9 protein-coding genes are annotated in these 14,007 nt (G+C 34.9%); 8 read left to right on the top strand and 1 reads right to left on the bottom strand.

The genetic code is table 11. The annotated features are described in order from the left end of the window. The first annotated feature begins 127 nt into the window (after nucleotides 1–127). Nucleotides 128–1,186, top strand: coding sequence for an A/G-specific adenine glycosylase (mutY, locus tag ACFIKU_RS02375; RefSeq protein ID WP_375641966.1), 1,059 nt, complete (start codon nucleotides 128–130; stop codon nucleotides 1,184–1,186). Nucleotides 1,187–1,933: 747 nt separating this feature from the next. Here mutY and ACFIKU_RS02370 read toward each other — a convergent pair. Continuing rightward, the gene (locus tag ACFIKU_RS02370; RefSeq protein ID WP_375641986.1) at nucleotides 1,934–3,022 is read right to left on the bottom strand and encodes a site-specific DNA-methyltransferase; all 1,089 of its coding nucleotides are present in this window, start codon (nucleotides 3,020–3,022) and stop codon (nucleotides 1,934–1,936) included. A gap of 365 nt (nucleotides 3,023–3,387) precedes the next feature. Between ACFIKU_RS02370 and ACFIKU_RS02365 the strand changes: the two genes are divergently transcribed. From ACFIKU_RS02365 to ACFIKU_RS02335, 7 genes are all read left to right on the top strand, one after another. After that, nucleotides 3,388–4,083, top strand: a complete 696-nt coding sequence (locus ACFIKU_RS02365; RefSeq protein ID WP_375656569.1) for an HAD family hydrolase — start codon at nucleotides 3,388–3,390, stop codon at nucleotides 4,081–4,083. Nucleotides 4,084–5,836: 1,753 nt separating this feature from the next. Beyond that, complete coding sequence (locus ACFIKU_RS02360; protein ID WP_273722969.1) at nucleotides 5,837–6,193, top strand: hypothetical protein; 357 nt, start codon at nucleotides 5,837–5,839, stop codon at nucleotides 6,191–6,193. 177 nt (nucleotides 6,194–6,370) lie between these two features. After that, nucleotides 6,371–6,733: a hypothetical protein gene (locus ACFIKU_RS02355; protein ID WP_375641965.1), complete on the top strand. Its 363-nt coding sequence runs from the start codon at nucleotides 6,371–6,373 to the stop codon at nucleotides 6,731–6,733. Nucleotides 6,734–6,947: 214 nt separating this feature from the next. Further along, nucleotides 6,948–7,310: a hypothetical protein gene (locus ACFIKU_RS02350; protein WP_375641964.1), complete on the top strand. Its 363-nt coding sequence runs from the start codon at nucleotides 6,948–6,950 to the stop codon at nucleotides 7,308–7,310. A 634-nt stretch (nucleotides 7,311–7,944) separates the two neighbouring features. Then, nucleotides 7,945–9,342: a threonine synthase gene (thrC, locus tag ACFIKU_RS02345; RefSeq protein ID WP_375656568.1), complete on the top strand. Its 1,398-nt coding sequence runs from the start codon at nucleotides 7,945–7,947 to the stop codon at nucleotides 9,340–9,342. 83 nt (nucleotides 9,343–9,425) lie between these two features. After that, entirely contained in the window at nucleotides 9,426–10,700 is a 1,275-nt protein-coding gene (locus tag ACFIKU_RS02340) for a M16 family metallopeptidase (protein WP_375656567.1), read from the top strand. A 397-nt stretch (nucleotides 10,701–11,097) separates the two neighbouring features. Then, the gene (locus ACFIKU_RS02335; protein WP_375656566.1) at nucleotides 11,098–13,983 is read left to right on the top strand and encodes an EAL domain-containing protein; all 2,886 of its coding nucleotides are present in this window, start codon (nucleotides 11,098–11,100) and stop codon (nucleotides 13,981–13,983) included. Nucleotides 13,984–14,007: the final 24 nt, after the last annotated feature.

The following is a 14,007-nucleotide window of genomic DNA, read 5'->3' as shown; positions in this document are numbered from 1 at the left end:
GGAGTATCAACAAAATAAAAAGCCTTTTCTCACCAGAGCCTTGACAATAAAAGAGAAAAAAACATGAATTACCAAATAAATAATTTTTTCTTTTGCATTTTATATCTCCCTATGCTTGAAAGCAATCATGTATGAAATTTCTTCGCACCTCCTTGCTTGGTACGATCAAAATCACAGACATCTCCCATGGCGGATTACCCCCAAAAAGCAAAAACAAGGTATCCGTCCTGATCCTTATCAAGTTTGGCTTTCTGAAATCATGCTTCAACAAACAACCGTTGAAACAGTTAAGCCTTATTTTAAAAAGTTTCTGAAACTATGGCCTGATCTTTCCTCTTTAGCAAAAGCCTCACAAGATGATATCATGAAAGCATGGGCTGGACTTGGTTATTATTCACGCGCACGTAATCTTAAAAAATGTGCGCAACAGCTTGTTGAAAACTACGCGGGACAATTTCCACAATCTGTAAAAGAATTGCGAACTCTAGCCGGCATTGGAGATTATACTGCCGCAGCTATTGCTGCAATTGCTTTTAACCACCCTGTAGCAGTGGTTGATGGTAATGTCGAACGTGTGGTAGCGCGCCTTTTTGCTATCACTTCAATATTACGAAAAGCAAAAGTTGAAATTAAAGAAAAAACACAAAAAATTACTGCTTTAAATCGTCCTGGCGACTTTGCTCAAGCAATGATGGATTTGGGAGCAACAGTTTGTACTCCACGCAAACCATCTTGTTATACCTGTCCTCTGCAATGTTTATGCAAAGCAGCAAAAACGCAACAACCGGAATCTTTTCCAGTCAAAGCCCCTAAAAAAGAACGCCCTTCAAAAACAGGTATTGCTTTTGTGGTCCTTAATAAAAAGAGACAAATTTATTTGGAAAAACGACAGACGCAAAAACTCCTTGGTGGAATGACCCAAATTCCTAACAATATTGGCATAAACAACGAAAATGGGCTCCAAAACGCACCCTTTACGGCTAATTGGCAATTCAAAGGACAAATTACGCATGTTTTTACTCACTTTTCTCTAAAGCTCGATGTTTACTATACCGAGGATGTTCATGAAATGAACTGTGAAAATGGTTGGTGGTGTAACATTCAACATCTTGCCGAAGAAGCATTACCTACTGTTATGAAAAAAGCCATTTCCGTAGCGCTTCCCAATTCTTTCAGTTTTAAATAATCTTTCCTATTCGTAAAAATATTTTCTAACGGAGACTTTTGTATCTCTAGCGACCATTTCTTAATCTGAAAAATTTAAAAAAATGAAATAACCAATTTTTTCTACAAATAAGAATGAAGGAGGGATAGAAAAGCTTAGATTTAAATTTCAGGATCTATCCTTTTTTCGCTCATGAAGGAGCAAATCGGCACCATCATTATATTTACCAATCCCCTACAACAACCCTTGGCACTTGAAACAGTTCATAAAAAGTACTTTTAGTTCTTTCTTTAACAATTTTTATTCACACGCCAACTCCGCTGATGACATGTAAGCAAGTAAATTTCATTGATTCAATATGGAACAGGTCCGAAATAAGAAAATTTGACGATATTCGGGGAAAACCTCAATGTGAATAACGCTAAATTATCTTTATAAATCAATTATATCATACACACTTTACAGATGTGCGTATTATCTCAAAAAAGCACTTAATTTTGTACTTCTGAATGAGCCTTTTAATTCTGGTCTTTCATTTTCACAAAATTATATTGAAATTTTACTATTTTGAAACTCAAATGAGAACATAGAGTGAAAGTTTCTCATTTTAATTTCTTCTACAAGAAGCAAAAAATACTCGCTTGCCGCTTACAAGTGGGATTAGTGTGTCAATAAACAACATCTAAGAAAGGCATAAAACACCTTCACCTCGATCTCAATCAAGATCAGGTACATTAGTGATCAATAGAATGAAGCAATCAGCTTAGTTCATACAACACCCGTTTTTAACATTTGTGAACGTATGATCATTCTTAAATGATCTATGGACTTCAACCGTCCATTTTCCTCATAATACCAAAAAGTCCAACCATTACAACTCTGCGAATCTTGAGCTTTTCTTCCCATTGCGTGAATTGAGCCCGCTTCACCACCATGCATAATCGTACCATCAGCTCTTACAATAGCAGATACTTGCTTCTTGCGATCATAAAGAACTTCTCCGGGATAGAGTAAACCTGCTTCAAGCAAACTGTTGAATGCTACGCGCGGTTCTGCTTTTTTTCTATCCAAAATCGCTAGTTCTGGTTGCGCTAAAGGTTTAACCGCAGCAATTCTCTCACATGCTGCATCAATGTAATCTTGCTCGCGTTCAATCCCAACAAAATCACGCCCTAAAAGCTTGGCAACAGCCCCTGTTGTTCCCGAACCAAAAAACGGATCAAGAATAACATCGCCAGGTTTACTAGAAGCCATAATAATACGCGCTAATAATGCTTGCGGTTTTTGTGTTGGATGTAATTTACGCCCTGAATCATCTTTTAAACGTTCAGCTCCAGTGCAGAGAGGGAAAAGCCAATCTGAACGCATTTGTAGATCTTCATTTGCCGCTTTTAAGGCATCATAATTAAATGTGTACTTTTTATCTTTTTGATCTCGCACGGCCCAAATAAGCGTCTCATGCGCATTTTGAAAACGTCGCCCTCGAAAATTAGGCATCGGATTATTTTTGCGCCAAATAATATCATTAAGCATCCAAAAACCTAAATCTTGTAATGCCGTCCCAACTCGAAAAATATTATGGTAAGATCCGATAACCCAAAGTGTTCCGTTGGGCTTTAATACACGACGACAAGCAAGCAACCATGCACGGGTAAACGCATCATAAGCAGCAAAACTCTCAAACTGATCCCATGCATCATCAACCGCATCAACAAGCGAATGATCTGGACGATATAAAGCTCCATCCAATTGTAAATTATAGGGTGGATCCGCAAAAATCATATCAACCGAATGTTTTGGCAGTTTTTCTAGAACGGAAACACAATCTCCTTTAAAAATTTTATTGCGCCATGGCATCTGTGAGGGAGTACGAAGAAAATCTTTTTGAAGCTGAATAACTGTCATGAAAAACCCAACAAAATTAACTGAATTTGCCCTATAATCAATCAAAATAGTTTATAGGCCCGCATTACCAATCTATATTTACAAAATAGCGTAAACGTATCGTTAAAATTCTATAAAATTGATAATTGTTTTTTTAAGTAAAAAAACTTTCATATGAATGAAACCTTATTTTTCTTTTTTTCAATGTCCTGTTCCCATATCTTTTATTTCGTAAAATAATTAAGAATCATTTTCAAAGCGTATTTTTATGAAATAAGGTCCTCTCAATATCGTTTTTATGAAAGTTGTCCATCTCGTAACATGTAAAGGAATATCTTATGCCTCAGATAGATCTTATTATTTTTGATTGTGACGGGGTTCTCGTCGACTCTGAATATCTTGCAGCAAAAATTGGATCTCAATTGCTCAAACAAACAGGATATGAAATATCACCCGAAGAATTGAGTGAGCGTTTTGCAGGGCTTATCTTTCGCGATATTCTTAAACACGTTGAACAGGAAACAGAAAAACCAATTTCTGCTCATCTCATAGATCAGATGACTAATATTTTTCGTACACAAATAAAAACTGAATTACGGGCTATCGATGATGTAAGAGAAGCTGTAGAAATTATTCAAACACGCTATCCCTACTGTATCTGCTCTAATGCAAAAAGCGTAGATATAAAAGAGATGCTCACCACGGTTGATCTCTATAACCTTTTTGAAGGTAAAATATTTTCAGCACCTGAAGTTGGAACAAAAAGAACGAAACCGGCCCCTGATGTTTTCCTTTTTGCCGCACAACAATTACAAGTAGAGCCCAAAAACACTATCGTTATAGAAGATTCAATTCATGGTGTCCACGCAGCCATAGCAGCAGGCATGCGTGTCATCGGCTTTACGGGAGGATCACATAGCTATCTTGGTCACTCTAATGCCCTTGCAGAAGCTGGCGCAGAAACAGTTATCGCAAAACATGCTCATTTAGGAGAAGTCTTAGAAGCAATGGCAGTATGGCGAGATCTATTATAAAAAACCTCTTGAATGTATCAGTTTGTAAACTCTTGTAAGAAGCATTTTTATTCAAATGCCCTTCTCTTTTCGCTGCTCCTTTTATAATAACTTCAATAAATGTGTAATTCACGACACAAGTGAATTGCATCTCAATGTGAAGGAAAAAAATATAGCACCTTGTTGAACAATTATAAGTCAGCTAACCATTGCATGTACTTTAAAAAAGCAAAAAACAGGGGTGCAAACTCATAAAAATAAAACTCTGCTTATCTATCTCAACTCCGATATCACACTCCCAACCTCAGCATCCCATCCTGATAAATTATTATATGTGTCAAAAAAGGAATATTACGATACCTTGTTCGATAAGATGTAAAAATTGCTATGCCAAAACTACGCCCTCTCAGCTTATTAAGTACATTACCCAACATAGTAAAATTGTATACTATGATCGTATTGACCATAGGGGAACACGTTGAAATTCTCAGAATCTATGAAACGCAATGAGCTATTGAAAACAAAAAACGTCCTTGTTGAGTTACAAGAGCTTATATTTACTCTATCCAAATCTCGTAAACTTGTTGAAAGCTTATTTTCTTTGCTGTTTAAACAGTATTTTAACAGTATCAATTGGTACAACCTCCCTAAGATTACAAAAGATATATTCTTATGACGATGTGGACTTTATAAAAAATATTTCATACCAAGTAATTTACAGACAACGTATTTATTTATACTGATAACTTACTGTTATTCAAATTAAATAAATAAAGAAATAAAACGCCTCTTAATGAATCATCTCAAAATGCAGAAATTATAGCAACATTAGGAGCGAACAAAGTGTATGGCGATGCCATCTTTTTTCTTTATAAACGTCAAAGATTCTGATGCCCTAAGAATTTTATATTATGGGGATTTACCATTGTATCACTCATGTGCATCATTGCAGAATAGGCTTGAGTACCTTGAGAAGGGTTTCTTAAAAAAGCACATAAATATGAAACATATAATCATGTAAAACAACGTAAAGAGATACCAGTAGTTGCTCAAAATTTTCCGAAAGCACTTAATAGACTTTTTAAATAAGCAATGAAATCAGATCTTTTCAAAAGTAATCCCACTTTAAGAAAAACACTCTTTCTAAAAATAAAAGTGGCTTTTCAGTTTAAAAAGAAGAAAATGTTAAAAAATATTATCCAATGCTGATCTTTCGGCACTTATAAATATGTAGGAATTTATATTCTTCTATACACAGCTTTGCATCATAGTAATATGCTGTTCACATTGGCGAAATAAAGATTATATCATTTATCTTTATCCAATTAGAGCCCTATTTTATACGATGATAGAACTATATATTTTTAGCATCTATAATAAATACTATGAATCATGAAATTTTATCGTGTCAATTTATAATAGATACTAAATAATTTTTATATATTTAGTATGTAAAAATTTTGATCAATTTTATTATCTATGAATGTATTAAAAAATAATATTAATATCATTTTATAAAAATTATATGATAACCACATGTTATTTATATATAACACATAACGAAATATTTCATAAAATTTTAAGAATATTTTTGTAATTATTACTGTTACTTTTTTACAATAATGTTTATTAAAAATTACAGTTATATTTTTATATGTATTTTTATTATTGACTAAAAACACATATTGAAATAATATATTTTATATAGGGTGAGATATATAAACATTATGTATATTTCTTACATATATAATTTAAGAATATTTGAGGTAAAGTTATGGTAAAAATATTTAAAAATTATATCTTAAGCATTTTTATAGCGAGCACTTTTTTTATTTCACAAACTGTAAATGTTAATGCAAACTATTTGAAAAACGATACTCCAAAAGAGGAACTTTCTGTTTCCCCAATGGAACAAGTAAAATATGCGAAATCCAATGTAGTTTCTACGGCTGCTTCCTATGTTCCATCTGTAAATTATAAAACAGAAAATGGAACAACAAGTGAAGGAAAATTTGAAAAGGTCGTTGAACCTATGACTATAGGAATGGGATTATTGCTTACTGGATATGCAATGAGTTTTATAGGATCAATAATAAGTTGGATAAAGGACATAGTATTGATGTTCAAATAATTCAACCTCATCTAGAACTCTAGAATAATAGCTTCATTGTGTTTCTATAATTCATTGTAAATAATTACATAATGAAGCTCACCTTTCTACAAAAGATAAATGTTGTAGATTATATCCAAATATCCAAAGTATAAATTTACACATATATTGAATAGTATAAAATATTTGAGGTAAATTATGATTAAATTGTTTAAAAATCATATGTTAAGTATTTGCATTATGTCTGCCTTTTCTCTTTCTCAGGTTGTAAATGTGCATGCAAACTCTTTGCAAAATAATACTCATCGTGAGAATATTTCTGTTTCTACAATAGAGCAGAAAAGAAAGGATGCAATCCATACCGTTTCTCTCTATAGACCCAGTCTAAATCGTGGAATGGATAATGAAACTACTATTGAAGGAAAATTTGAAAAGGTCGTTGAACCTCTTACAATCGGGAATTTTGGTATGGGGATGGCACTTGGATATGCATCAAGTACGATAGGCATGTTTTTAGGATGGATCATAAGTAAAATAATATCGTATTTTACATCTCGTTAAAATTGAAATTTCATCAGAATAAAACCTTCTCATATGAAATGTAAACTATGGATATATTCTGTGTTGACCCATTATTGATGACAAAAAACTAATGAATTATCACACTAAGAATGAAAAAAGCTTTAAATGCTTCTGTTTCTCTCGATGTGTACTAATTCTGCCGATGCATCTATTCAATTCAGATTAAAATAAAATAAAAGATTGGTGATAAATTATGATTAAAGTATTGAAAACTTACGTATTAAATATTTTAATAGCAGTTTCTTTTTTGCTTTCACAAGTTATTAATGTTCATGCCAATCATTGGAAAAATGATACTCAATGGGAAACTGTCTCTTTAATAGAACAAGGAAAGAAAAAAGCTATCGATATAGCTGCTCTTTATGTCCCAAGTTTCACTCATAAAGCAAAAAGTGAATCTGCCTTTGAAGGAAAATTTGAGAAAGTGTTTGAACCAATTACGCTAGGAATTTTTTCTACAGTAGGAGCTTTGGGTTTTGGATTTTTGACTGGATTTGTTATGTCCATATTTAGCGGGATAATCGGATGTGCAATAGGAAAAATTAAAGGAAAATAATTCAAAGATACTCCGTGATTTTTTCTATTTAAAATAAGAATATTTTACAGCCTGCTTCACATCATTTAGCAGGCTGTTTTTATGTTTTCTATGGATAAACTTTCGGTTACCATCCTGTATAGCACAAATATAATATCTATTATTATACAAAATGATAAATTAAGCTAAAAAAGAGTATTCAAAGTATAGATTTGCGCATGAAATGCCATAAAATTACCTTATAAATCTTCTATTATGAATCTTGATATGTATAGTTTTAAATTCATTTTAGCAGATTTAATTATTACAAAGTATAAGAGTATAAAATAACTATGAATGGTTGAGTTTTACAAAAAAATCTTCAATAAATACCATTCTATCTATTTGGTTTTATTATTTAAGTAAGGTGTACAAGTGAAGATACGTTGTAAAATTTAAGTGAATGAATAATAGAGAGAAAATTTTCGACTGTAACAGATTTTCTGTGGACATTTGACGTTTATATCTCAAAAATAAAAATGCTTAAGACTCTTTCCTTTCATTATTGAGTTAAAAAGAAGAAAAGAAACTCTATCCATTTAATAATTTAAATATTATGAAAAACGTGAAATAAATAACTTCACCAATTTGCCCGAAATAAAAAAGGATAAGACTTATGGAATATATCAGCACGAGAGGTGAAGCTCCTGCTTTAAGCTTTACGGAAACGATCATGACAGGATTGGCAAGTGATGGGGGACTTTATCTGCCAGATAAATTTCCTCAGCTATCATTTGATGCGTTACGAGCACTTCGTGGTCAGTCCTATACAACAATTGCTAAAACTATTCTGTGGCCCTTTGTGAATAACGAAATCGAATATACAGCTTTTGAAAAGATGATCGCTGAATCTTATGCAACCTTTCACCATCCAGCAATCTGTCCGTTACGACAAACTGGAACAGATGAATTTATCCTTGAACTCTTTCATGGTCCTACTTTAGCTTTTAAAGATGTAGCAATGCAGTTTCTTTCTCGACTGATGGATTATGTTTTGACTGAAAAAAATAGATGTGCAACGATTATTGCTGCAACATCAGGTGATACAGGAGGAGCTGCAATACAAGCTTTTGCTGGAAAAGAACACTCAGATATTTTTATTTTATTTCCTAAAGGACGTGTATCACCTGTTCAACAACGGCAAATGACAACCAACCAATGTTCAAATGTTCATGCCATTGCCATTGAAGGAAATTTTGATGATTGCCAAGCTCTTGTCAAAGCAATGTTTAATGACCACAATTTTCGTAAAAAAAGAGCGCTTTCAGGTGTTAATTCTATAAATTGGGCGCGTATTATGGCGCAAATTGTTTACTATTTTTCATCTGCACTTTCCTTAGGATCTCCTGATAGAGCTGTTTCATTTACTGTTCCTACTGGAAATTTTGGTGATATTTTTGCAGGTTACGTTGCAGCCCGTATGGGATTACCCATTGCTCAACTGGTCATCGCAACGAATGATAACGACATCCTTGTACGTACATTGATCAGTGGTACTTACGAAACACAACCAATAGTCCATACAACATCACCTTCTATGGATATTCAGGTCTCTTCTAATTTTGAACGTTTGCTCTTTGAAAGTGGCAATCGTGATCCAAAGTGGATTCGCAATGCAATGGAAAACTTGAAACAATCAGGACATTTTACTCTTAATGAAAAGCAACTCAAAAATATTCGTTCCCTATTTTCCGCTGGGAAAAGCACCATGGCTGCAACAGCTCAAACAATTGATAGTGTCTATAAAGAAAGTGGCTATCTTGTTGATCCACATACAGCCGTCGCTCTTCAAGTAGCGCGTGAAAACAAAAAACCGCATATTCCAATGATTGTCCTTGCCACGGCTCATCCAGCTAAATTTCCTGATGCTATTAAAAGTGCTTGTGGCCTGCATGCCCCATGGCCATCTCATCTCAATGATGTAATGAAACGCGAAGAACACTTTATAAGTCTTGCTAATGATGAAAAAATAGTAAAAGATTATATCTCTTTAAAATCACGTGCATCTTATTAAAGTTAGCTGCATTAATTTAAATCAAGAATATTCTAATACCCTTACAATGAGGTATTTAGCTTACTTAATGGAGTTGTAAATACATGGATGTAGATATATGTCGCCTTAGTAATGGTTTGACTATCGCCACACATACAATGCAACAAATTGATAGTGTTGCCCTCGGGATATGGGTTAAAGTAGGCTCACGCAATGAAACCTCTACACAGCATGGTATCGCTCATCTTCTTGAACATATGGCTTTTAAAGGAACCGAAAACCGCACTGCTTTTCAAATTGCAACCGATATTGAAGATGTTGGCGGTGAAATCAATGCCACAACCAGTATTGAAACAACAGCTTACTTTGCACGTGTACTTAAAAGCGATATTCCACTTGCTATAGACATTTTGGCCGATATTTTAATGCATTCAAAATTTGACGACGATGAACTAGAACGAGAAAAACAAGTAATCTTTCAGGAAATTGGTGCCGCCCATGACACTCCTGATGATATTGTTTTTGATCACTTTACAGAAACAGCCTTTCGTCATCAATCCCTTGGGCGCTCTATTTTAGGAACAGCTAAAACTATTCAATCATTTACATCTACTGATCTCCATGATTTCATCAATAAACAATATAGTGCAGATCGTATGATTGTCGTTGCTGCAGGAGCTGTAGAGCACGAAAGTTTCTTGCGAGAAGTTGAAAGTCGTCTTGGTACTTTTCGCTCCCATTCAACCGCACCTCTTACTAATCTTGCAAATTATGTCGGTGGCGACTTTCGTGAATATCGCGATTTAATGGATACACAAGTTGTTTTAGGGTTTGAAGGGCGTGCTTATCACGCGCGTGATTTTTATGCGGCCCAAATTCTTTCAATCATTCTTGGTGGTGGTATGTCTTCACGTCTTTTTCAAGAGGTAAGAGAGAAACGTGGATTATGCTATTCTATCTATGCTTTTCATTGGGGATTTTCAGATACTGGGCTTTTTGGTGTTCACGCAGCTACCGGACAAGAAGGGCTCAAAGAACTTATTCCTGTGATTCTTGATGAACTTTCCAAGGTCAGCAAAAATATTCACGCCAATGAACTGCAACGAGCACAAACGCAATATCGTGCGAATCTGACAATGTCACAGGAAAATCCCTCTAGTCAAGCACACCTCATTGCTCGCCAAATACTCCTTTATGGTCGACCAATTCCAATATCGGAAACAATTGAACGCCTCAGTCTCATCACTCCTCAAAGATTAACTGATTTAGCACATCGTCTTTTTACAAACTCCACGCCAACACTAACTGCTGTTGGACCTGTAGGACCCCTCATAAATTTTGATGATTTAACGTCAACACTTTCATACAAGCTAAAGTAAAAACTTCTTTTCAAAGCAGCATCACATAACATACACATATTTTATCATAAAATTTACCACAAAAGCTCTCCTCATTAAATAAGTTTTGGAAATATTGGGCAAAGAAGCGTACAAAACTACCCAATTCATACTTCATGTGATAAAGATTCTAATAAGTGAAGGTATATTTGTGAAATCTGGAATTTCATGGTTTAACTTTGCCCTTTTAAAATATAAAATTTCATTCGCTTCAAGTTCCATTGAAGCAAATGGTATGTAGTTTATTTGTATATAAAACCACATAACTTAAGAAAAAGTGATAACAATTTATTATGTAGATAAATTATAAAAGGTGGGCGTTTTTTCTCAGAAATCGAAATGAAAATTAAACATCCTAAAATATTGAGAGTGGGACATTGTGAAGAGTTTGCGTAAAATAATTGACATCATTTTCATTGTAGTCGTTAGTTCTCTTGTCCATCTTACATCAGCACAAGCAATTGAACCAGTTAAAATTTCTCCTCAGGATGCTGCGCTTGATCTTTCACAAGCAATTGAAATTCACCATACAAACAACTCTATTTTTCAAACAAGTACAGCGCCAGGACCAGATGGTATTGTATGGCGTATTGAGGTGCAGGCAAAAAATGAAAATTTTTCCGGAAATTGGGCAGTTTTTTCTCTTGCAAATCCAACAGATGAACAAATCGATCGTCTCATCGTTGCTCCCCATTACCGCATGGCGCATTCTGGATTTTTTTGGCCCGACCTTGGATCAGCAAGGATTCAATCCATAACGCCAAGCGAAGGTTTTTCCCTCGATCGTCAACTTAGTGCAAACTCTGATATCTTTCGTATTACCCTTAACCCAGGTGCGGTTGTTACATTTGTGGCCGAACTTAACTCTGCCAATCTACCGCAAATCTATTTATGGCAACCTGAAGCTTATAAAGATGCAATTAATTCTTATACGCTTTATCATGGTATTCTTCTTGGGATATCGGGTCTCTTAGCGCTTTTGTTAACTGTTCTCTTCGTCGTCCGTGGAACAGGGCTGTTTCCTGCAACAGCTGCTGTTGCTTGGGCCGTGCTTTTTTATATTGGTATTGACTTCAACTTTTTAAATAAATTCTTTGCAGTTACACTCACAACACAACCAATCTGGCGTGCTGGTACAGAAGTAGCACTTACTGCTACACTCTTCATTTTTCTTTTTACCTATCTCAGCCTTAACCGCTGGCATTATCATTTTAGTTACGGTGCTATCGCTTGGACCATTGCCTTTTGCAGTCTGGGAGCCTTTGCTATTTATGATCCAATTAGAGCAGCTGGAATTGCGCGTTTGTCTTTTGGCCTTACCGCTGTGCTTGGTATACTATTAATCATCTATTTCTCAATCAGAAGCTATGACCGCGCTATTATGCTTATTCCAACATGGTTGCTTATTAGCTTTTGGTGTGTTGGAGCCTATGCCTGTATAGCTGGATATTTAAACAATGATATTATCCAGCCAGCATTAGCGGGGGGATTAGTGCTCATTGTTCTTCTCATCAGCTTTACTGTCCTGCAACAAACTTTTTCTAATGACGCTTTCCATGAAGGAATATTTTCCGACCTTGAACAACAAGTACTCGCAGCAAAGGGAGCTGGAAATATTATTTGGGATTGGAATATTGAGCGTGACCGTATTGTTGTGCATCCAAACATGGCAACCCTTTTTGGTACTGAAATTCATAACCTCAATGGACCTATGCGCAACTGGATTTCAGCCTTGCACCATGATGATCGTGAACGCTTTCAAGCCGTATTAGATATCATTCTTAAAAATAAAAAAGGGCGCATTGATCAAATTTTTCGGCTTTCTTCCGGTGGTGGTTATTATCATTGGTTTTCTCTTCGTGCACGTCCGGCTATGCAAAAAGATGGGAAAATCACACGTGTCATTGGAACCATTGTCAATATTACTAACCATAAAAAATCCGAAGAACGCTTATTGCATGATGCAATCCACGACAGCTTAACCGGCCTTCCTAACCAACAAGTTTTCTTTGATAGACTACAAAATTATACCTCTTTGGCGAAAGCAAATATCAAAATTAGACCGACTGTCTTTATGATTGATTTTGACAATTTTCGCCAAATTAATCGCAAATTAGGCATAGCAGTTGGGGATACTGTATTGCTTATAATCGCACGTCGTTTAAACCGTCTTATTAACTTTCAAGACACCTTATCGCGACTTTCAGCAGACCGCTTTGCAATTATTTTACTCAGTGAAACTGAACCACAAAAAATTGCAGCATTTGCAGATCATTTGCACAAAACAATTTCAGCACCTATTTCACTTTCAGAAAACAAAATAATCCTTTCAACGTCTATCGGATTGGTTACATGGAGTGAAAGCCGATCGACGGCTAAAGATATTTTTAATGATAGTGAATTAGCGATGATTCGTGCAAAACAAATGGGTGGAAACCATATAGAACCTTTTCGTCCTAATTTTCGCACTTTGGGTCTCGAACATAATACTCTGGAGAAAGATGTTCATTATGCCATAAAACGTAATGAGATAAAAATCCTCTACCATCCTATTCTTAATTTATCAGATGGACATATTATTGGTTTTGAAACAATTGTAGAATGGCATCATCCCACTTATGGAAATTTAAATGTCTCTGATTTCATAAAAATCGTAGAAAACGAACAAATTGTTATGGATTTGTCACAATTTATCATCGATAATGCTATTATCGATCTTATAAATGTACAAGAAAAGTTTTCCCAACAATCTTTCTTTATTTCAATTAATTTACCAAGCGCAGAAATGATTCATCCTCGTTTTATCCGTCAATTGCGCGCCGCGTTGCTTCGCCATCCGCTCCACAAAGGGCGTTTGATGATTGAAATATCTGAATTTGTCTTAAGAAATAATCCTGAACAATCAGCGCACTTTCTCGAACAAATTAAAACACTTGAAATGAATCTCGCACTCGATAATTTTGGAACAGGTTATTCCTCTCTGACCTATCTCGTACGTTATCCATTTGATATGGTTAAACTTGATCGTTCCCTTATCTCAATCGACTCTCTTAAGAAGAAAATTGTTCTCAAGTCTATCATTAATATGGCAACAGAGCTTAATTTGCAAATTATCGCAGAAGGTGTTGAAAATGAAAAAGAAGCAATCTTCCTTCGTCAAGAAGGCTGTAAATATGTTCAAAGTACACTTGTGACGAAACCGATTGCCATAGAAGAATTAATTACGCTCGTTCAGAGCCATTTCCCTTATAGAATAAAAACATAAGGGATAAAATAGTGTATAAAGTTA

The sequence above is a fragment of the Bartonella sp. CM120XJJH genome, from assembly GCF_042194715.1.
Lineage (GTDB): Bacteria > Pseudomonadota > Alphaproteobacteria > Rhizobiales > Rhizobiaceae > Bartonella.
This window is presented reverse-complemented; position numbering and strand designations above follow the sequence as displayed.